Annotated in this window: 19 protein-coding genes and 2 pseudogenes; 12 read left to right on the top strand and 9 right to left on the bottom strand. The window is 60.4% G+C overall.

Annotated features, from left to right (window positions below; all coding sequences use genetic code 11):
• Positions 1-74 precede the first annotated feature (74 nt).
• A pseudogene (locus tag CF137_RS14875) lies at positions 75-961 on the bottom strand (LysR family transcriptional regulator).
• A 157-nt stretch (positions 962-1,118) separates the two neighbouring features.
• Between CF137_RS14875 and CF137_RS14870 the strand changes: the two are divergent.
• Both CF137_RS14870 and CF137_RS14865 read left to right on the top strand, forming a co-directional pair.
• Positions 1,119-1,520, top strand: coding sequence for an SMR family transporter (locus CF137_RS14870; RefSeq protein ID WP_082186841.1), 402 nt, complete (start codon positions 1,119-1,121; stop codon positions 1,518-1,520).
• The gene (locus CF137_RS14865; RefSeq protein ID WP_139690879.1) at positions 1,508-1,828 is read left to right on the top strand and encodes an SMR family transporter; all 321 of its coding nucleotides are present in this window, start codon (positions 1,508-1,510) and stop codon (positions 1,826-1,828) included. The genes CF137_RS14870 and CF137_RS14865 overlap by 13 nt, the downstream gene beginning before the upstream one ends.
• A gap of 101 nt (positions 1,829-1,929) precedes the next feature.
• On the opposite strand, the gene gloA2 is transcribed toward CF137_RS14865, so the two are convergent.
• From gloA2 to hrpB, 3 genes are all read right to left on the bottom strand, one after another.
• Entirely contained in the window at positions 1,930-2,331 is a 402-nt protein-coding gene (gene gloA2, locus CF137_RS14860; protein WP_139719953.1) for an SMU1112c/YaeR family gloxylase I-like metalloprotein, read from the bottom strand.
• Positions 2,332-2,389: 58 nt separating this feature from the next.
• Complete coding sequence (mrcB, locus tag CF137_RS14855; RefSeq protein WP_139719951.1) at positions 2,390-4,705, bottom strand: penicillin-binding protein 1B; 2,316 nt, start codon at positions 4,703-4,705, stop codon at positions 2,390-2,392.
• Positions 4,706-4,778: 73 nt separating this feature from the next.
• Positions 4,779-7,226 (bottom strand): ATP-dependent helicase HrpB, encoded by a 2,448-nt coding sequence (hrpB, locus tag CF137_RS14850; protein ID WP_139719949.1) that lies wholly within the window; start codon positions 7,224-7,226, stop codon positions 4,779-4,781.
• 175 nt (positions 7,227-7,401) lie between these two features.
• On the opposite strand from hrpB, the gene thpR reads away from it, so the two are divergent.
• The 9 genes from thpR (at position 7,402) to CF137_RS14805 (ending at position 14,692) form a co-directional block, all read left to right on the top strand.
• A complete protein-coding gene (gene thpR / locus CF137_RS14845) occupies positions 7,402-7,929 on the top strand; it encodes an RNA 2',3'-cyclic phosphodiesterase (RefSeq protein ID WP_139719947.1) in 528 nt (175 codons plus the stop codon).
• Positions 7,926-8,651 carry a DNA/RNA nuclease SfsA gene (gene sfsA, locus CF137_RS14840; RefSeq protein ID WP_139719945.1) on the top strand — a complete coding sequence of 242 codons (726 nt, stop codon included), beginning with the start codon at positions 7,926-7,928 and terminating at the stop codon, positions 8,649-8,651. Before thpR ends, sfsA begins: the two co-directional genes overlap by 4 nt.
• A gap of 137 nt (positions 8,652-8,788) precedes the next feature.
• Entirely contained in the window at positions 8,789-9,238 is a 450-nt protein-coding gene (gene dksA, locus CF137_RS14835; RefSeq protein ID WP_042023554.1) for an RNA polymerase-binding protein DksA, read from the top strand.
• A 111-nt stretch (positions 9,239-9,349) separates the two neighbouring features.
• Entirely contained in the window at positions 9,350-10,258 is a 909-nt protein-coding gene (gene gluQRS / locus CF137_RS14830) for a tRNA glutamyl-Q(34) synthetase GluQRS (protein ID WP_139719943.1), read from the top strand.
• 166 nt (positions 10,259-10,424) lie between these two features.
• Positions 10,425-11,903 carry a polynucleotide adenylyltransferase PcnB gene (gene pcnB, locus CF137_RS14825; protein WP_139719941.1) on the top strand — a complete coding sequence of 493 codons (1,479 nt, stop codon included), beginning with the start codon at positions 10,425-10,427 and terminating at the stop codon, positions 11,901-11,903.
• A gap of 11 nt (positions 11,904-11,914) precedes the next feature.
• Positions 11,915-12,424, top strand: a complete 510-nt coding sequence (gene folK / locus CF137_RS14820; protein ID WP_139720219.1) for a 2-amino-4-hydroxy-6-hydroxymethyldihydropteridine diphosphokinase — start codon at positions 11,915-11,917, stop codon at positions 12,422-12,424.
• Positions 12,421-13,215 carry a 3-methyl-2-oxobutanoate hydroxymethyltransferase gene (gene panB, locus CF137_RS14815; protein WP_139719939.1) on the top strand — a complete coding sequence of 265 codons (795 nt, stop codon included), beginning with the start codon at positions 12,421-12,423 and terminating at the stop codon, positions 13,213-13,215. Before folK ends, panB begins: the two co-directional genes overlap by 4 nt.
• 247 nt (positions 13,216-13,462) lie before the next feature.
• Positions 13,463-14,320: a pantoate--beta-alanine ligase gene (panC, locus tag CF137_RS14810; protein ID WP_139719937.1), complete on the top strand. Its 858-nt coding sequence runs from the start codon at positions 13,463-13,465 to the stop codon at positions 14,318-14,320.
• A gap of 24 nt (positions 14,321-14,344) precedes the next feature.
• Entirely contained in the window at positions 14,345-14,692 is a 348-nt protein-coding gene (locus CF137_RS14805; RefSeq protein WP_139719935.1) for a putative quinol monooxygenase, read from the top strand.
• 81 nt (positions 14,693-14,773) lie between these two features.
• Here the strand turns inward: CF137_RS14805 and CF137_RS14800 are convergent, their stop codons facing one another.
• The 5 genes and pseudogenes from CF137_RS14800 to hpt all read right to left on the bottom strand — a co-directional run bounded on the left by CF137_RS14800 (position 14,774) and on the right by hpt (position 18,306).
• On the bottom strand, positions 14,774-15,301 hold the full coding sequence (locus CF137_RS14800; protein WP_139719933.1) for a rhodanese-like domain-containing protein: 528 nt from the start codon (positions 15,299-15,301) through the stop codon (positions 14,774-14,776).
• A 4-nt stretch (positions 15,302-15,305) separates the two neighbouring features.
• Positions 15,306-15,725: pseudogene (locus tag CF137_RS14795) on the bottom strand (MauE/DoxX family redox-associated membrane protein).
• 252 nt (positions 15,726-15,977) lie between these two features.
• Positions 15,978-16,751, bottom strand: coding sequence for an ABC transporter permease (locus CF137_RS14790; RefSeq protein WP_139719931.1), 774 nt, complete (start codon positions 16,749-16,751; stop codon positions 15,978-15,980).
• Positions 16,748-17,665, bottom strand: a complete 918-nt coding sequence (locus tag CF137_RS14785) for an ABC transporter ATP-binding protein (RefSeq protein ID WP_101325779.1) — start codon at positions 17,663-17,665, stop codon at positions 16,748-16,750. The genes CF137_RS14790 and CF137_RS14785 overlap by 4 nt, the downstream gene beginning before the upstream one ends.
• Positions 17,666-17,775: 110 nt before the next feature.
• Positions 17,776-18,306, bottom strand: coding sequence for a hypoxanthine phosphoribosyltransferase (gene hpt, locus CF137_RS14780; protein ID WP_042023605.1), 531 nt, complete (start codon positions 18,304-18,306; stop codon positions 17,776-17,778).
• A 201-nt stretch (positions 18,307-18,507) separates the two neighbouring features.
• Between hpt and CF137_RS14775 the strand changes: the two genes are divergently transcribed.
• On the top strand, positions 18,508-19,122 hold the full coding sequence (locus tag CF137_RS14775) for a TetR/AcrR family transcriptional regulator (RefSeq protein ID WP_139691667.1): 615 nt from the start codon (positions 18,508-18,510) through the stop codon (positions 19,120-19,122).
• Positions 19,123-19,239: the final 117 nt, after the last annotated feature.

Here is a 19,239-nt window from a genome sequence, read left to right as displayed (position 1 = left end):
ACAGTATGCATGATCACCCCGCGCGGGATCACCAAGATACGTCTATATCGTGAGCTGGCTCCACCTCTTTATCCCTATTCGAAGGGCTCCAGGTATGTCTGGATCGATTTCTTCAGCCAGGCCAACACCTTGCCGTGATAGGCGTTTTCCGCCAGATAGACGCCATAGTCCCGCCACTGCAGGCTGAACTTGTGTTTCAGGGTCAACAGGGAGCCCTGTCGCAGCTGGCTCTGGATCAGCGGTGAGGGGAGCACCGCCCAGCCCAGCCCAGCCCGTCCAGCACAGCATTGCGCATCAGCTCGAAGCTGGAGAGCCCGATATGCTTGCCGCCAACCGGCAGCAGGCTTTTTACAGAAAATTCATCCACATAGGAGAGGGTGACCTGGGTATGCTCGGTCAGATCCTGCTGTAGCACCCGCTTCAGGCTGGCCAGCGGATGGCTGGGGGCCACCACCATCAGGGTGCGGATCGGGTTGAGCACGTCGATATTGAGGCCGCTGCGCTCCTGATCCTCGGTGATGAGGCCAAAAGCGGCATCGACGAAGCCCTCTTCCACCAGCGCGGGCAGTTCGGGCGGGGAGGCGAGTACCAGCGAGATGCTGGTTCCGGGAAACTGGCTGTGCAAGGCGGCCAGCAGCTCGCGCCACACCTGTTCGGGGATGGCGTCATCGCGGGCGATCCGCAGCGCCACCTCGGCACCCGACGCGTAATGCTCGCACTTCTGTTGCAGGCTGTTGGCAGCCTGCAACAGGCGGGTGCAGTCATCCAGCACCAGCTCGCCGATCTCGGTCAGCCGACTCTGGTTGGCGCCGCGTTCAAAAAGTTCGACGCCAAGCTCGACTTCAAGAGCTGCGATGGCAGTACTGACGGCGCTGCGGCTCTTGCCAATACGCCGGGCTGTGCTGGCGATGGAGCCACTGTTGGCTGATTCTACAAAGAGTTCTATCTGATAAAGCTTCATGCTGATGCGTCATGACGGAGTGTTCTAGCACCACCTTAGCCCGACCTCTGATAGCAAGGCAAACTGTTAGCGTCTGATAAATCGACGCTCAGCGATTCCTGCCCGCGTTGTGACTGCGGCTATCATTTCTCCCGTCGCAGCAATTAAAGGAAAATATATGTTAATCAGTCGCATGCTTTTAGCGCGGATATTTTTGACGGGAGCCATCATCACCGAAGTGGCGGGGACCTCCAGTATGGCGATGATCCCTGAGGACGCCGCGGGATGGATGAATTACCTGCCGATGTGGGTACTGATCTCGATCTCCTACCTGTTACTGGCCAAAGCCGCCAAAACAATCTCCATTGGTATTGCGTTCGCGTTGTGGGAGGGGCTGGGGATTGCACTGATCACCGTCGTTTCCGTGCTGTTCCTCGATTACAACCTGAACGCTCAGGAGCTGATCGGTCTGGCGCTGGCAATAGTGGGTATTGTTATGGTGACCATGGGAGAAACCCATGACGACCCGGTGACCAGCAGTGAAACAACTAATGCGAAGGAGGCGGTATGCACCCGTTAATTATCGTGTTTGGCGCGGCCCTGCTGGATATCGGTGCCAATATGGCGATCAACCGCTCGCGGGGGTTCCGCTACAAAGGGTGGGGCGTGCTGGGGATTGTGCTGGTACTGGGAGCCTTTACCCTGCTCTCCGAAGTGGTGAGCAGTGGCAAGATTGACCTTGCCGTGGCCTACGCCACTTGGGGTGCCATCGGTATTCTGGGTACCGCACTGGGTGGTTTGCTCATCTTCCGTGAGCGACTCAAGCCCATTGGCTGGGCTGGCATGATGGTGATGGCGCTGGCCGTCGCCATGCTGACCACCGCCTGATAACGCTTTATCAATGACCAAGCCGCCCGGTTTCGCCGGGCGGCTTTTTGTTTGGCCGATTTTTGGCCGATTGTTTGGCCGATTGTTTGGCTGACGCAGACTCAGCGTGGCGCTTCGTAGAGCTCCAGCGGCAGGCCGTCGGGGTCGGCGAAGAAGGTGAAGCGCTTGCCGGTCAGCTCGTCCACCCGCACCGGCTCGACCGCCACCTGATGAGTCAGCAGATGGGCAATAACCCGGTCAAGGTCGCTGACCCGAAAGGCGAGATGGCGCAGGCCGCAGGCCTCTGGCGTAGAGGGGCGGCTGGGGGTGACAGGGAAGCTGAACAGCTCCAGCTGGCTGCCATCCGGCAGGGCCAGATCCAGTTTCCACGACTGGCGCGCCTCACGCAGGGTCTCGGCGATGATGGGCAGCCCCAGCACCTGGTGGTAGAAGTGGCGCGAGCGTTGGTAATCGTTGGCGATGATGGCCACATGGTGGATGGCGTCAAACAGCGGAAAGGTCATGGTGCTTCCTTGTCAGCAGCATAGTGAACGGGCAGCCTGTGCTGCCCGTCCTGTTGATTTAGTTGAAGAAACTACCGAGCAGATCATCCAGAGCACTGCGCGGTGAGCTGCTGGCACAACCGGCTGGTGATCCCATGGTGGCGGTCTTGGCCGGTACTTGCAGGCTGCCCGGACAGCCGTTGGTGACGTGGGTACCGCTGGCGCGGGAGAAGTTGGCCCAGCTGACCCCTTCCGGCATCTTTAGCCCCAGACTGTTGACGCCGCGCTGGCTCATGTAGCCGCTAAAGAGTTGCAGGGCACCGCTGGCACCGGTCAAGCCCGCCGGGGTGTTGTCGTCACGACCGACCCAGATGCTGACCAGTTCGTTGTTGTCCAACCCGGCGAACCAGGAGTCGCGCAGTTCGTTGGTGGTGCCGGTCTTGGCGGCCATGGTGGCACCGGGGAACTTGGCACTGAGCGCGCGGGCCGTGCCCTGACTCACCGTTTTGGTCATGGCGAACAGGGTCAGCCAGCTCGCCTGCTGGTCGGTGACCCGCTTGGCGGTCTGATCATGCTGATAGAGCAGGGCACCATCCCCATTGACCACGGCGCGGATCGCCGACAGCGGCTGGGTCAGCCCCTGATTGGCGATGGGCAGATACATCTGGTTCACCTCCATCGGGGAGAGGGCCACCGCCCCCAGCACCAGCGACGGATAGGGCTGGATCTCCTGCTGGACTCCCAGTTTGTGCAGGGTATCCACCACCTTCTCCAACCCCACCTGCAGACCCAGATTGACGGTCGGTACGTTGAGGGAGCTGGCCAGCGCATCCATCAGCGGCACGCTCTGGCGGAACTTGCGATCGTAGTTTTGTGGTGTCCAGATCTGACCATCCTGACCGCGAATGCGGATCGGCTGGTCCTTGAGCGGGGTCGCCAGGGTCAGACCGTTGGAGAGGCCAGTCAGGTAGACCGCCGGTTTGACCAAGGATCCAATCTGGCGGCGGGCATCCAGCGCCCGGTTGAAACCGGCGTAGCGGGGATCCCGGCCACCCACCAGCGCCACCACTTCCCCTTTATGCCAGTCAGAGACCACCATGGCGGCTTCGAGGCGTTTCTTGCCACGCAGCTTCTCGATATCGCGCAGGCCGAACTCGACCGCCTGCTCGGCCGCATGCTGGGCGATAGGGTCGAGGCTGGTGAAGATCTTGAGGCCAGACTGCTTGAGCAGATCGGCACCGAAGCGGCTCTGGACCTCCCGCTTGAGCAGCCCCATAAAGGCCGGGGTGCGGCCATAGCTCATCTGGCCACGGGCGATGATGCCAAGGGGCTGACGGCTGGCCAGATCATACTCGGCCGGTTGCAGGCTGCCGTGATCCATCAGCAGTTTCAGCACCAGATCGCGGCGGGTTTTGGCCCGCTCCGGGAAGCGCCAGGGATCGTAATAGGAGGGGCCCTTCACCAACCCCACCAGCAGGGCCACTTGATCAATATCCAGCTCGTTGGCCGGAATACCGAAATAGAAGTAGGAGGCGAGGCCAAAGCCGTAGACCCCTTGCGAGAAGTTCTGCCCCAGATAGACCTCATTGAGGTAAGACTCGAGGATCTCGTCCTTGCTGTAGCGATAGTCGATCAGCACCGCCATATAGGCTTCCTGCAGTTTGCGCCACAAGCTGCGCTCGCGGGTCAGGAAGAAGTTTTTGGCCAGCTGCTGGGTGAGGGTGCTGCCCCCCTGCACGGTGCGCCCCGCCAGCAGGTTCGCTGCCATGGCGCGGATGATGGCCACCGGCGAGACGCCGCCATGCTGGTAGAAATCGCGATCTTCGGTGGTGAGCAGGGTCACCAGCAGGCTGTCGGGCACCTCGGCGAGGCGGACCAGCAGGCGATCTTCCCGATCCTCGGTGTTGAGGCGATCGAGCAGCACCGGATCCATCTGGGCGTAACCGAGCTGGCGCTGGTTCTCCAGCGACTGGATCCCCTCAAGACGCGGACCGTTGAAGGTGAGGCGCAGGCCACGGGCACCATCGGCCCCGTCATAGAACTGGAACGGGCGGCGAATCAGCTCGATACGGTTGCCATTGATGCTGTATTCGCCGGGGGTATGGGGCTGACGCACCTGCTTGTAGCTCAGCATGTTGAGTTCGCGCAGCATCTGGGCTTGAGAGAGTCGCTGGCTGGGGTAGAGCTCCAGCGGGCGGCTGTAGACCATCACCGGCAGTTGCCACTTCTCGCCGTCGAAGCGCTCGCGCACCTTGGTATCGAGGTAAATGCCAAACACCACCATAAAGGCCGCCACCACCAGGGAGAGCTTGAAGCCAAGCCAGAACAGCTTGCGCCAGATGGTGCGTTTGGGAGCTGCCTTCTTGGGGGGGCTCTTGCGTCGTTGGGTTGCCATAAATCCTCTTTGCTTTCCTTTCTACTTGTTATGTCGCATTCGCGAACGTCCGATCGGGATTAACCCATCGAACCTAGATGCCCATCTTCTTCTTGATGACCTTGGTCGGCATCGCGTCCAGCGGATTGTCCGGCCAGTAGTGGCGGGGATAGCGCCCCTTCATCTCTTTCTTCACCAGTTCGTAGGTGCCCGCCCAGAAGGCAGCCAGATCGGCGGTGATCTGCAGCGGCCGCTGGGCGGGAGAGAGCAACTCCACCACCAGCGGCACCCGGCCATCGGCCACGCAGGGGGTCGAACCTTGCCCGAACATCTCCTGAATGCGCACCGGGATCACCGGTGCCTGCCCCGGTTGATAGCGGATCCGCACCCGGCTGCCGGTCGGCGCAGCAAAGTGGCTCGGCAGCGCCTCGTCCAGTCGCTTGGGCAGCGGCCAGGGCAGGGATTGGCGCAGGATGTCGCCCAGATTGAGCTTTTTCAGCTGCTCCAGCCGGGTCATGCCACTCACCGCCGGTAGCAGCCACTGTTCCAGCGCGGCCAACAGGCTGTCGTCATCCATGGCGGGCCACTCCTCATCGGGCAGCCAGTCGCGGGCGCAACGCAAACGGGCCAGCAGCCCTTCGCTGCTCTCGTCCCAGGGCAGCACATGCAGCCCCTTGCGGCGAATGCCTTGCAGCAGGCAGCGTCCTTTCTGCTCGTCAGAGAGTTCGGTCAGCGGTCGCTGGCTCAGCACCAGTTCGCCGATCACCAGCTGGCGTTCGGCCCGCACCCGCTCTTCCCGTTCATCCCAGTCGAACCATTGCCGCTCGCTCACCAGCTCCGGCAGCAGGCGTACCAGCTCGTCCAGCTCGATCGGTTCGGCGATAAAGATGCGGCTGCCGCGATCGTTTTGCCCCATCTCGATGGCGATGAGGGCCGCTTGTCCCTGACATGGATGACCTTCTACCAGATCGCAGCTCACCCCACCACTGAGTTGATAGCGATTGCCGCTGCGCAGCTTGCCGATGCGATCCGGCCAGGCGAGGGCGCAGAGCAGCCCCAGCCACTGACCTTGCGCAGTGGCTGGGCGGGTGCCAAGCCGTTCAAACCAGCGGGCTGCCCCCTGACGCAGGGCGCTTTGACGGCGGTGGAACAGCACCGAGAGGCGTTCCGAGCCTCGCATATCTTCTTCCTGCAACGCCACCAGATATGCGGCATCGGCGACAATCCCTGTCAGACCCCCGGACTCCAGCTCGCGGGCCCGCAGCAGCATGCGGGCGAGGCGAGGGTGGGTACCGAAGGCGGCCATGGCGCGGCCAGCGGGAGTGAGTTGTTGCTCACCCTCCGGCTTCATGGCGCCAAGGGCCACCAGCAGCCGCTGGGCGCTGGCCAACGCAGCGGCGGGGGGCATGTCCAGCAGTGGCAGATCTTCCACCTTGGCGCCCCACTGGGCGGCATCCTGCAGCAGGCCGGTCAGCTCTTGAGTGAGAATATCTGGCGGGCTCTGCTCGGCGAGCCGCTCCTGTACCTCGCTGCTCCAGAGCCGGTAGCAGACACCGGGGCCGAGACGACCGGCGCGGCCTGCCCGCTGGGTAGCGGAGGATTTGGCTATCTGGCGGGTCTCCAGTCGGGTGACACCGCTTTTCAGATCAAAGGAGGCGCGCCGCTCCAGCCCGCTGTCGATCACCACCGAGATCCCCTCGATGGTGAGGGAGGTCTCCGCCACATTGGTGGTGAGCACCAGCTTACGGCGGCCAGCAGGCGCAGGTTCGATGGCCGCCTGCTGGGCCGCCATGTCGAGGCGACCGTAGAGGGGGGCGAGGGTCACGTCGTCCGGCAGCTTGTCTGCCAACCACTGCGCTAGCCGCTCGATCTCCCCCTGTCCCGGCAGAAACACCAGCAGGCTGCCGCGGTGGGCGGCCAGCGCTTCGAGCACCACGGCGCCGACCTGCGGCTCCAGCCACTGCTGGCGGTTGGCGGGGCGGTAGTGATAGTCGATGGGAAAACCGCGCCCCTCGGAGCGAACCACAGGAGCATCCGGCAACAGGCGCTCGAGCGCCATGCCATCCAGGGTGGCGGACATCACCAGCAGCTTGAGGTCATCGCGCAGCCCTTGCTGGCTCTCGATGGCGAAGGCCAGCGCGGTATCGGCGTGCAGGCTGCGTTCGTGGAACTCATCGAAGATCACCAGCGAGACACCGGTCAGCTCGGGGTCTTGTTGCAGCATCCGGGTCAACACCCCTTCGGTCACTATCTCGAGCTGGGTCTGGCCACTGGTGCGGCTCTCGCCACGGACCCGCAAGCCAATGCGCTCGCCCACCTTCTCCCCCAACTGGCGTGCCAGAAAACTGGCGATATTGCGCGCCGCCAGCCGTCTTGGCTCCAGCATGATGATGCGGCCGGGAAGCCGGTTCTGGCGCACCAGCTCCAGTGGCAGCAGGGTCGATTTACCCGCGCCGGGGGGCGCCTGCAGGATCACGCTGCTGTGGCTGTCGAGGGCGGCAAAGAGTTCGGGCAAGACCGAAACGATGGGGAGCTGGGACAAAGCGATGGGAACCTTCTGTGACGAGCGGGAAATCGGCGCCTATTCTGCCACAGCCAGCCGTGCCACCGTGAGTGGATGTGAGAGGCTGGCCAGTTGGGCGGGTAGCGAGACACGGCCGGATAGCTGTCATAGAATGGGGCCATCCAGTGAGTGTTAAAGAGGTACTCTCATCGATATGGCAAAACTCTTCTTTGCTCTGCCCATCAAGGCGCTCGCCCCCGAGCTTATCGGCTGGCGCGATCAACAGCCCTGGCCCGGTCAGCTGGTGCCGCAAGCAAACCTCCATCTGACCCTGGCCTTTCTGGGCGAGGCGGACGAGCTGACCACCCGCCGCCTGATTGCCGCTGTTGAACATCAACACTGCCCGCCGCTCGCCATCAGGCTGGATGAGACCGGCTGGTTCAGCCGGGCCAAGGCCGCCTGGGTCGGCCCGAAAGAGTGGCCCAACGAGCTGAACGTATTGGCCCGGGCGCTGCGTCGCCACGGCGAGAAGCTGCGACTTGGCAATGGCGAGCAGGGTTATCGCCCCCATGTCACCTTGTCGCGCAAGGCGGGTGAGGCACCGGCCCCCCTGCCAGCCCCCGATTTTCTGCTGCAGGCCGATGAGTTCTGCCTCTATCAATCGATCTCGACCCCGGACGGAGTGCGCTACCAGCCGCTCGCCTGCTGGCCGCTTCGTACCAGAGAGAAGGTAAGTGCATGACGTTTGATCCGCCATTGCAATCCGGTCAGCTTATTTCACGCTACAAGCGCTTTCTGACCGATGTGCAACTCGATAACGGTGAGCAGATCACCATCCACTGCGCCAATACCGGCGCCATGACCGGCTGCGCCGAGCCGGGCACCCGGGTCTGGTACTCCACCTCCGACAATCCCAAGCGCAAGCTGCCCAACAGCTGGGAAATCGCCGAGAGTCCGGCGGGCCACTTTATCTGCGTCAATACCGCCCGTGCCAACCAGATCGCCCGCGAGCTTATCGAGCTGCAGGCGCTCGCCCCGCTGGCGGGTTACAGCCGGTTGCGCACCGAGGTGAAGTATGGCGAAGAGAACAGTCGCATCGATCTGCTGCTGGAAGATGACGAGAAGGGTAATTGTTACATCGAGGTAAAATCGGTGACCCTGCTCGATGAGCGGGAAGGGGCTGGCATGGGTTACTTCCCTGATGCGGTCACTGCCCGTGGTGCCAAGCACTTGCGTGAATTGATGGCGATGAAAGCGGCAGGCCACAGGGCCGTGCTGTTATTTATGGTGTTGCACTCCGGAATAACCCGGATGCGCCCTGCAACCCATATAGATCCGCACTATAGTCTGCTAATTGAGCAGTCAATAGCAGCCGGGGTTGAAATTTTATGCTATCGGCCCCATGTTGGGGTCTACGGCATGGTGGCTCAGAATTTTATTCCGTTTGAATCTGGCCACTTGTGATCCGAGGGATGTGGATAAATATAGGATTAGGTAACATTATTGGTACGGCTCGTTTGCTTACCCGTTACCCTTCTGCTATAGATGTCGCCCTCAATTTATGGATGGCACGTGTAGCGTGTTGAATTAGGAGACAGGGCATGCCAACAGGCGAAAGCAGAAAATCTCTGGGCCCCCTGGCGATTGCGGGTGTCGAGCCTTACCAGGTCCAGCCGGGTGAGGAGTACATGAATGACAAACAAAAGACGCATTTTCGCAAGATCTTGGGCGCCTGGCGTAATCAACTGATGCAGGAAGTTGATCGCACAGTTGATCATATGAAAGATGAAGCCGCTAACTTTCCGGATCCGGTAGATCGTGCCGCGCAAGAAGAAGAGTTTGCTCTCGAGTTGCGTACCCGGGATCGTGAGCGCAAATTGATCAAGAAGATCGAGAAGACCTTGGTGTTGCTTGAAGACGATGATTTTGGTTACTGCGAGCATTGCGGTATCGAAATCGGTATCCGTCGTCTTGAAGCCCGTCCTACCGCCGACCTTTGTGTCGACTGCAAGACGCTGGCCGAGATCAAGGAAAAACAGATGGCCGGTTGATCCCGCCCCTCTGACAGATAAAAAAGGGAGCTCGCAGGCTCCCTTTTTTATTGAGCTTTTGGCGGGTGCCCCCCAGAATGCAGCCTCAATGTATTGCTTACCCGAACCGCCATGTCAGTGAATACCACGTCCTTACCCCACATACGCCCCTATGTCGGTCGCTTCGCCCCCTCACCCTCTGGCCCGCTTCACTTCGGCTCGCTGATTGCGGCACTTGGCAGTTTTTTGCAGGCCAGAGCGCAGCAGGGGCGCTGGTTGGTGCGGATTGAAGATATTGATCCGCCGCGCGAGATGGCGGGGGCCGCGGGCCTGATCCTCCAGACGCTGGAGGCATACGGCTTGGAGTGGGACGGGGAGGTGATCTATCAAAGCGATCGCCATGACCGCTATGACCAGATCATCGAGCAGCTCTATCAGGCTGGTGATCTCTACTGGTGCCGTTGTACCCGCCGGGAAATCATGGCTGCGGGGGGGCTTTATAGTGGCCACTGTCGCACCCTCGGGCTGACTGCAGCGGGTTGCGCCGCCCGGTTGTGTCAGCACCAGCCGGTCTACCGTTTCGACGACCGATTGCAGGGCCATATCGCGGTGCCTGCGGCGCTGGCCGAAGAGGATTTCATTATTCGCCGCCGTGATGGTCTCTATGCCTACAACCTGGCGGTAGTGGTGGATGACATGGACAGCGGCATCACCGAGATAGTGCGCGGCGCCGATCTGCTGGAGCCGACGGTGCGCCAGATTGCGCTCTACCAAACCCTGGGGGCGCCGGTGCCTGACTGGGCGCATCTGCCGCTGGCGGTGCTGGCCGATGGCAACAAGTTGTCGAAGCAGAACCATGCGCCGGCACTGGCGCTCGATGAGGTGCGACCGGCCCTGTGGCAGGCGCTGCACTTCCTTGGCCAGTGTCCGCCGCCCGAGCTGATGACGAGCCGGATCAACGAAATCATCGGTTGGGGCATTGCCAACTGGCAGCTCGAACGGGTGCCCGCCAGCCAGAAGATCCCGCTGGATGTTGAGTAAAGAGAGCCGGTTTTCGTGTAATAAGACGGGAGCTAGGCACAGGTAAACAGCTATTTTTGCTGACAGACGGTTTCATGCGGGATCAATTGTCAGCACGGTTTTTCATTTGGTCAGGCGTGAGCTATCATAGGCCGCTATTTTTTGGCCTCCCGTCAATTTAGAAGTAATTAAGAGGTGTACCATTTTTTCCCAGATCGCAAACTTTTGCCGCAAGGTGCTCGGCAAGGAAGACGGCGAGCAGCCGGCGGAATCTCCTGTTCCAGCCCGTGTCGCCGGTCAACGTCGTACCTTAAGCCGTGACCAGCACCCTGTTTCGCGCAAAGAGATCAGCGAGAATGCACTCAAGGTGCTCTATCGCCTGAACAAAGGGGGCTATGAAGCCTACCTGGTCGGCGGCGGAGTCCGGGATATTCTGCTCGGGAAGACGCCCAAGGATTTCGACATCGCCACCGATGCGACGCCGGAGCAGATCAAGGCGCTGTTTAGCAACTGCCGCCTGATTGGCCGCCGTTTTCGTCTGGCCCACATTGTCTTTGGTCGTGACGTGATCGAAGTGGCCACCTTCCGGGGTCACCACCATCAGGTCAATACCAGCAAACATATGTCGGTCCAGTCTGACGAAGGCATGCTGCTGCGCGACAACGTCTACGGCACCATCGAAGAGGATGCCGAGCGCCGCGACTTTACCGTTAACGCCCTCTATTACAGTGCCAAGGATTTTACCCTGCACGATTTCGAGGGTGGGCTGGAAGATCTGGCCGAGCGCAAGCTGGAGCTAATTGGTGATCCCGAGACCCGTTACCGCGAAGATCCGGTGCGGATGCTGCGTGCGGTACGTTTTGCCGCCAAGCTGGATATGACCATCAGCCCGCGCACTGCCGCCCCCATCGCCGAGTTGGCCTCGCTGCTGCAGGATATTCCTCCGGCCCGCCTGTTTGAGGAGACCCTCAAGCTGTTCCTGGCTGGCGACGGTCTGGCGACCTACAAGCTGTTGCGTGAATATGGTCTGTTCCAGCCATTGTTCCCGCAAGTGGCTGCGCTGTTCACCCCGCACGGCAACTCACCTTACGAACAGTTTATCGAACATGCCCTGGCCGATACCGATGCCCGGGTCCGTGAAGATAAGCGGGTCAATCCGGCGTTCCTGTACGCCACCCTGTTGTGGGGTTGTGTTGAAGCCCGTGGTCGGGTGCTGGAGAACGAGAGCGGCCTGCCCTGGTATGACGCCTTCATGCTGGCGATCAACGAGGTGCTGGACAATCAGGTGCGGATCATCGCCGTTCCCCGCCGTTTCACTACCGATGTCCGCGATATCTGGGCACTGCAACAGCGTCTGACCCGTCGTCAGGGCCGTCACCCCGAGCGCGCCATGGAGCATGCCAAGTTCCGCGCGGCATTCGACTTCCTGTTGCTGCGCAACCGGGTCGAACGTGGCCTTGGCGAGCTGGCCAGCTGGTGGGAGCGCTATGTCGCCTCCAATTCCGATGTGCGGCCGCAACTGCAGCGGGAGGCGACCCGCCGCCCTGCGAGTGGCGAGCGTGCCCCGGCCGCTGAACCCCGCAGCGCTGACGGCGAGAAACGTGGTAGCAGCAATAGCCGCAACCGTCGCCGCCCCCGTCGCCGCAAGCCGAAAGTGGCTGAGTGATAACAGACGTGATGACCGAGGTCTTCATCGCCATTGGTTCCAACCTGTCTGACCCGCTGGGTCAGGCTCGTCGCGCCGTCGCCGCGTTGGCAAGGTTGCCGGAATCTGTGCTGGTGCAGGCCTCGTCGTTTTACAGCAGCCACCCCATGGGCCCTGCTGACCAACCGGACTACGTCAATGCCGTGGTCCGGCTCAATACCCGGCTTGCGCCCCTTGCGCTGCTGGATCAATTACAAAAAATCGAGCTGGAACAGGGACGTGTGCGCAAAGATGAGCGGTGGGGGCCGAGAACCCTGGATCTCGATCTGCTGCTCTATGGGGATCAGGTGATCAACCATGAGCGCCTGATCGTACCACACTACGGCATGAAGGAGCGGGAGTTCGTGCTGCTGCCCCTTGCCGAAATTGCGCCTGCTCTGGTGTTGCCCTGCTGCACCCCGCTCGCCCGACTGGTTGCCCGCTGCCCGCACAATGATTTGGCCATCATTGCCCCGAGTGCAGACGTACAGGAGCCTCTATGAGCAAGATCACCACCGCCAGCCTGCTGAAGATGAAGCAGGAAGGTCAAAAGTTCACCGCCATCACCGCCTATGATGCCACCTTTGCCAAGCTGTTCGACGACGAGGGCGCCCACGTGCTGCTCATCGGCGATTCGCTGGGCATGGTGTTGCAAGGGGGCCAGGATACCCTGGCGGTCAACATGGATGAGATGGTCTATCACACCCGCTGTGTGGCGCGCGGTGCCAGCAAGGCGCTGGTCATCGCCGACATGCCGTTCATGAGCTACGCCACCCCGGATCAGACTTACCAGAACGCAGCCCGCTTGATGGCGGCCGGTGCCCGCATGGTGAAGCTGGAAGGGGGTGACTGGCTCTGCGACTCCATCCGCCACCTCACCCGCAACGGGGTACCGGTGTGCGGTCACCTCGGCCTGACCCCGCAATCCGTCCATGTCTTTGGCGGCTTCAAGGTGCAGGGGCGCGACGAGTTTCAGGCCCAGGAGATCTACCGTCAGGCCCTCGAACTGCAAGCGGCCGGTATCCAGCTGCTGGTGCTCGAGTGTGTGCCCACTGCGCTGGCCGAGCGCATCACCAAGGCGCTGCGCATTCCGGTGATCGGCATAGGTGCCGGTCCCGCGACCGACGGCCAGATCCTGGTGATGCACGATGCCTTTGGCGTCACCTCCGGTTATGTGCCCAAGTTCACCAAGAACTTCCTGGCCGAGACCGGTGATGTGCGTGCCGCCATCCGCCTCTATGTCCAGCAGGTGAGCGAGGGGAGCTTCCCCGGCCCCGAACACTGTTTTAACTGATCCGGTTCGGTATTCTGATGGGGGCATATGCCCCCATTTGCCTTTTCTGGCCAGAGATATTTAATCCGTATCTTGTTAATTCATCTGAGGTTGTGCTGCTGCATAGTTGAATTGCTGATAGTTGAACTACTGGATAGTTGAACTATTGGATAGTTGAGCTGCAGATGATGCTGGTGAACAATCCAGTGCCATCCGCTTTGGGTGATGTAATCCGTCTCTTTTTGATTTATCGGAAGGTGAACTGCTGATGTTGGTCGTAAATAATCCCGTCGCTCTGCGTGAGCAGATAAGCCAATGGCGCCGTGAAGGGCGTGCCATCGCATTCGTGCCCACCATGGGCAACCTGCATCAGGGGCACCTGACCCTGGTGAAAGAGGCGCACAGCCACGCCGAGAAGGTGGTGGTCAGCATCTTCGTCAACCCGATGCAGTTCGACAAGGTCGAGGATCTTGCCAACTACCCGCGTACCCTGGAGCAGGATTGCGCGGCGCTGGAAGCCTCCGGCGTCGACATGGTGTTCACCCCGACCCCGGAGATCATGTATCCGCAGGGGCTGGCCAGCCAGACCTTCGTCGAGGTGCCGGGCCTCTCCGGCCTGCTGGAAGGGGCGCTGCGCCCCGGTCACTTCCGTGGTGTCAGCACAGTGGTCACCAAGCTGTTCAATCTGGTGCAGCCGGATGTGGCCTGCTTTGGCCAGAAGGATTACCAGCAGCTGGCGCTCATTCGCAAGATGGTGGCCGACATGGCGATGCCCATCGAGATCGTCGGCGTGCCCACAGTGCGGGCCGAAGACGGACTGGCGCTCTCCTCGCGCAACGGCTATCTGACTGCTGCCGAGCGGGCATTGGCCCCCGAGCTGGTGCGCACCATGAACTGGATCGCCGGGCAGATCGAAGCGGGTGACCACCACCTGCCGTCGCTGGTGGCGCAAGCCAGTCAGCGTCTCGACAACGCCGGTTTCCGTACCGATGCCATCGACATCGTCGATGCCGCCACCCTCGAATCCGCCACTGACGAGAGCGCGCAGCTGGTGATCCTGATGGCCGCCTATCTGGGCAAGGCCCGCCTTATCGACAACCAAGTGGTCACGCTGCAACAAGCCTGAGCCCGCCACAACCAGGAGGACCCCATGTCCAAGAAGGTTTACTGCATTGCCCAATTCCTGCCCAAACCCGGTCAGGAGCAAGCCCTGTTTCAGGTGCTGCAGGCGCTCGAGCCCAACACCCTGCGTGAGGATGGTTGTCTGCAATATCGGGTGACCCGCCACATCGTCAGCCCGTTTGCCGAGGGGGAGAGCTTCCCTATAGTGTTCAACGAGATTTGGCAAGACATGGCGGCCTTTGAAGCCCACTGCCAGCGCGCCGAGATTAGCGCGTTCTTCGAGCGTTACTGTCTGGCCGATGACGGCTTGGCCGCCAAGTGGAACGTCTGCGTCTATAGCGACGAACCCGAACAGTACGACGCCCCCAAGCTCTGATCTGACATGAACTGACCATACGAAAGAAGCCCGCAGTAGCGGGCTTCTTTATGTCGGCGGTGTTGCCTTGTGGGCAAGGGGTTACTCGGCAGAGACGGGGTAACCGGCTCCTTTCCAGGCGAAGATGCCGCCCGGCACCCGATAGACCTGCTGATAGCCCTGAGTCACCGCCCAGGCGGCGGCGTTGTGGCTGCGGCCGCACTTGACGAAGCCGCAGTAGATCACCACAGGGCGGGCTTTGTCTTCACCCAGCAGCGCCTGGAACTGCTCCGGAGTGCCGCTCCCCTCGACGATTTCGCTCCAGTTGTCGCCGGACTTGGCCTCCTTCACGAACACGAAGTTCTTGGCGCCCGGGATGTGCTCTTTCTTGTAGGACTCCTCATAGGGCATGGTGTCGATGATCACCAGCTCCTCGCCCTTGTCCATCCGGGTCTTCAGCTCGGCCACGGTCAGCAGCTGATAGCCACCTTGCTGTGCCTCTTGCGCCAGTTGTACAGCCGACTGCTCCAGCTTCACCTCCTGCTCGAACTGGTTGTCACCACAGCCCGTGAGGGCAAAACTGGCGGCGATCAGCGAGGCCAGCAGAGTGCGGGATCGCAATGTCATCATGTCACTACTCCTTTAGAACGGGAAAAACGGGGCGGGAAGTTCGCAGCAGGGCGCCCGCAAGCGTCAGTAGCAGCAGATCCCGCAAGATGGCCTCCGGCAGCGAGCTGAGATCAGCCCTGCCAAGACAGCCGCAAGAGATGTCGAGCCCGATGGCGACGCCATAGCCCAACACCGGAATAAACAGGGCGAGCAGCCCGATCACCAACCACAGCCCCCAGCGCCGGTTGGCGATCACCGCCAAGCCCGCGCAGAGCTCAAGGGCGATCAGCCCCTAGGCCACCGGCGGGATCAGTGATGGCCAGATCAGCCCGAAGGCCGCGATCTGTTCGACAAACAGGGTGGGGGATACCAGCTTGAAGCCGGCGGAGGCGACGAAGAAGCCACCCAGCGCCAGATTGGCCAGCATGCGCAGCAACGCAGGCATGTTCTACCTCTTTATGGATGGGGGTAAATTCTAACCATTACCGGTTGAGCAGCAATGGCTAACCCCAAGGCGAGCAAGATAAATCTCGATTTTGCGGAGCAGTGCGAGGGGTGGCTTCATTTTCTACTGATACCCTGATGGCCGTATTGCTCGGGGGAAGCGCTTTTGGTTGTCCGGCTTGTTCCCCCATGTGCTGCTGGCTAAAGAAAACGGGCACCCGAAGGTGCCCGTTGCAGTGAACTTTCAATCCGATCAGTGGCGCAGCCCGGTACCTCGGGAGATGAGCCACCAGGCGATACCGTAGAGGGCCACGATAAAGCCGATGATGATGAGGTAGGCGGTGCCGAGCGGCACGTCGGAGATACCGAGGAAGCCGTAACGGAACGCGTTCACCATGTAGATGATGGGGTTCACCTGGGAGATACCCTGCCAGAAGGAGGGCAGCAGGCTGATGGAGTAGAACACCCCGCCCAGATAGGTGAGCGGCGTCAGCACGAAGGTGGGGATGATGCTGATGTCGTCGAAGGTCTTGGCAAACACCGCATTGATGAGGCCACCCAGCGAGAAGAGGATCGAGGTGAGCAGCACGGTGAAGCAGACGCTGAACAGATGGTGGATCTGCAGCGGCACGAAGAACAGCGACACCAGAGTGACGATGAGGCCGACACAGAGGCCGCGCGCCACGCCACCGCCCACATAGCCGGCGATGATGACGTAGTTGGGCACCGGCGCTACCAGCATCTCCTCGATATTGCGCTGGAACTTGGCGCTGAAGAAGGAGGAGGCGACGTTGGAGTAGGAGTTGGTGATCACCGACATCATGATGAGGCCGGGCACGATGAACTCCATGTAGCTGAAGCCGCCCATGTCACCGATGCGCGAACCGATCAGGTTGCCGAAGATGACGAAGTAGAGGCTCATGGTGATGGCCGGTGGCACCAGGGTCTGGATCCAGATCCGGGTAAAGCGGCTCACTTCCTTGGCCAGAATGCTCTTGAAGGCGATGTAATAGATGGCCAGATTCATGCTTTTCTCCCCTCTTCGACCAGATTGACGAACAGCTCTTCCAGCCGGTTGGCCTTGTTGCGCATGCTCACGACCTGCACCTGCTGGCTCGATAGCTGTTCGAACAGGCTGTTGAGTGACTGGCTCTTGTCGAGATCCACCTCGAGGGTGCGCTCATCCGGCATGCGACCGTTGAACTCCGGTACGTCCGGTACGGCAGAACCTGGAGCAAGGTCGAGCAGGAAGGTCTCACGGCCCAACTTGCCCAGCAGGTTTTTCATGCTGGTGTGCTCGATCAGGCGACCCTTGTCGATGATGCCGATGTTGCGACACAGCATCTCGGCCTCTTCCAGATAGTGGGTGGTGAGTATGATGGTGACACCCTGCTCGTTGAGCTCCTTGAGGAAAGTCCACATGGAGCGGCGGATCTCGATATCGACCCCGGCGGTCGGTTCGTCGAGGATCAGCAGTTTGGGCTCGTGCATCAGGGCGCGGGCTATCATCAAGCGGCGCTTCATGCCGCCGGAGAGGGTGCGGGCAGCCATGTCGCGCTTCTCCCACAGATCGAGCTGGCGCAGGTACTTCTCGGCGCGAATTTTCGCTTCCGCCTTGGGCACGCCGTAGAAACCGGCCTGATGGGTGACAATCTGGATCACCTTCTCGAACTGGCTGAAGTTGAACTCCTGCGGCACCAGCCCGAGCTGGGCCTTGGCCTGTTCCAGATCGCTGTCGATGTCGTAGCCAAACACCTTCACCTTGCCGGCGCTCTTGTTCACCAGCGAGCTGATGACGCCGATAGTGGTGGATTTGCCCGCGCCGTTCGGGCCGAGCAGGGCGAAAAAGTCCCCCTGCTTGACGGCAAGATCGATGCCTTTAAGGGCTTCGACGCCCCCCTGATAGGTCTTTTTCAGGCCGCTGATTTCCAGTGCGTTCATTACAACCTCTGTGATGGTTGAACCGGCTCGATACAGAAAGGGCGGCCAAGGCCGCCCGCACAGAGTACATGGCACCAGGCCACGTCACCCGCGATATTCCTGAACCTGGCTTACTCCTGGGGTACCACTTTGCCGATAAACGGCAGGTTGCGGTACTTCTGGGCGTAGTCGATGCCACAGCCGACCACGAACTCGTCCGGGATGGCGAAGCCAATCCAGTCTACCGGCACCTGCACTTCGCGGCGGGAAGGTTTGTCCAGCAGGGTGCAGATGGCCAGAGATTTCGGCTCGCGCAGGGAGAGGATCTCGCGCACCTTGTTGAGGGTGTAACCGGTGTCGATGATGTCTTCCACGATCACCACATCCTTGCCCTTGATGTCGTCGTCCAGGTCTTTCAGGATACGGACGTCACGGGTGCTGTGCATGCCGGAGCCATAGCTGGAGGCGGTCATGAAGTCCATGGTGATAGGCAGTTGGCACTGACGGCTGAGATCAGCCAGAAATACGCAGGAGCCGCGTAGCAGTGCAATCATCACGACTTCGTCGGAACCCTGATAGCGAGCGGTGATCTCTTCACCCAATTTGGCGATCCGGGCGGCTACTTCAGCCTCGGAGATCATCACCTCGACAGTGTGTTTCATCACTTACTCCCATAAGGCCAAAGGGGATTTGGCCGTTCATGAATATCAAAACCGATGATTCTACCACTCATGTTGAAGGGTGCTAGAGATACGTGGTGCTTTTATCGGCTTATTTTAATTGATAGAGTTAGCAGGCACTCAGGCATGATTAGTTAAAATACTATAAACACCATAATCAATAACTATTAGATGATAAAAACTATGGAACCACGCGCAGAAATAAGACGTCGTACCCGGCTCTCGCCGGAAGCTCGTCGCTCCCAATTGATGGAATGTGCCATCGAGGTGTTCTCCCGTCGCGGCATTGGCCGTGCAGGGCACGCCGAGATAGCCGAACAGGCTAAGGTCTCAGTTGCTACCGTATTCAACTATTTCAACACCCGCGAGGAGTTGGTTGATGAGGTGCTGGCCGAGATCGAACGCTTTGTGAACCATATGCTGTCACAGGCATACGATGCCAACGGCTCCATCTTCGACAAGGTCAGGCGTCATGTCAGCCTCTCTGTCGATGCCGCCTACGATCAACCGGATTATGCCGGTATCTGGCTGGAGTGGAGTTCATCAGTTCGGGAAGAGGTATGGCCCCGCTATACCCGGCTGCTCGATCAGTGTCTTGAGCTGATCGCCAGCGAGCTGCAAACCGCCATGGATGCAGGGGAGATCACCAGTGTGCTATCAGCACAGGATCTGGCCCGCTCACTGAGTGGTTTTGGCTATGTGATGATGCAGATGATCAATCAACCCCAGCGCCCGGCGCGCGAAGAGGTGACTGATTTCCTGTTCAAGTACGTGACGGCGCCGATCCAGGCTCGCTAACACGGCTTAACGAAAAAACGGCGCTACTCATTGAGTGGCGCCGTTTTTTTAGGCTCTGTCCCAATTATGTGTTGAAAGGCTAAGCTTGAAGTAGGCCATCACCTTGAGGTCTACCAT

It is taken from the genome of Aeromonas sobria (genome assembly GCF_006243315.1).
Taxonomy (GTDB): domain Bacteria; phylum Pseudomonadota; class Gammaproteobacteria; order Enterobacterales; family Aeromonadaceae; genus Aeromonas; species Aeromonas sobria_A.
The sequence above is the reverse complement of the archived record's forward strand: the minus strand, read 5'-3'. Positions and strand labels throughout refer to the sequence as shown.

Excerpts from the sequence above, each read along its gene's own strand:
- CF137_RS14870 (WP_082186841.1), top strand. The coding sequence starts at position 1,119 with ATGTTAATCAGTCGCATGCTTTTAGCGCGGATATTTTTGACGGGAGCC.
- CF137_RS14865 (WP_139690879.1), top strand. The coding sequence starts at position 1,508 with ATGCACCCGTTAATTATCGTGTTTGGCGCGGCCCTGCTGGATATCGGT.
- gloA2 (WP_139719953.1), bottom strand. The coding sequence starts at position 2,331 with ATGACCTTTCCGCTGTTTGACGCCATCCACCATGTGGCCATCATCGCC.
- mrcB (WP_139719951.1), bottom strand. The coding sequence starts at position 4,705 with ATGGCAACCCAACGACGCAAGAGCCCCCCCAAGAAGGCAGCTCCCAAA.
- thpR (WP_139719947.1), top strand. The coding sequence starts at position 7,402 with ATGGCAAAACTCTTCTTTGCTCTGCCCATCAAGGCGCTCGCCCCCGAG.
- sfsA (WP_139719945.1), top strand. The coding sequence starts at position 7,926 with ATGACGTTTGATCCGCCATTGCAATCCGGTCAGCTTATTTCACGCTAC.
- dksA (WP_042023554.1), top strand. The coding sequence starts at position 8,789 with ATGCCAACAGGCGAAAGCAGAAAATCTCTGGGCCCCCTGGCGATTGCG.
- gluQRS (WP_139719943.1), top strand. The coding sequence starts at position 9,350 with ATGTCAGTGAATACCACGTCCTTACCCCACATACGCCCCTATGTCGGT.
- folK (WP_139720219.1), top strand. The coding sequence starts at position 11,915 with ATGACCGAGGTCTTCATCGCCATTGGTTCCAACCTGTCTGACCCGCTG.
- panB (WP_139719939.1), top strand. The coding sequence starts at position 12,421 with ATGAGCAAGATCACCACCGCCAGCCTGCTGAAGATGAAGCAGGAAGGT.
- panC (WP_139719937.1), top strand. The coding sequence starts at position 13,463 with ATGTTGGTCGTAAATAATCCCGTCGCTCTGCGTGAGCAGATAAGCCAA.
- CF137_RS14805 (WP_139719935.1), top strand. The coding sequence starts at position 14,345 with ATGTCCAAGAAGGTTTACTGCATTGCCCAATTCCTGCCCAAACCCGGT.
- CF137_RS14800 (WP_139719933.1), bottom strand. The coding sequence starts at position 15,301 with ATGATGACATTGCGATCCCGCACTCTGCTGGCCTCGCTGATCGCCGCC.
- CF137_RS14790 (WP_139719931.1), bottom strand. The coding sequence starts at position 16,751 with ATGAATCTGGCCATCTATTACATCGCCTTCAAGAGCATTCTGGCCAAG.
- CF137_RS14785 (WP_101325779.1), bottom strand. The coding sequence starts at position 17,665 with ATGAACGCACTGGAAATCAGCGGCCTGAAAAAGACCTATCAGGGGGGC.
- hpt (WP_042023605.1), bottom strand. The coding sequence starts at position 18,306 with ATGAAACACACTGTCGAGGTGATGATCTCCGAGGCTGAAGTAGCCGCC.
- CF137_RS14775 (WP_139691667.1), top strand. The coding sequence starts at position 18,508 with ATGGAACCACGCGCAGAAATAAGACGTCGTACCCGGCTCTCGCCGGAA.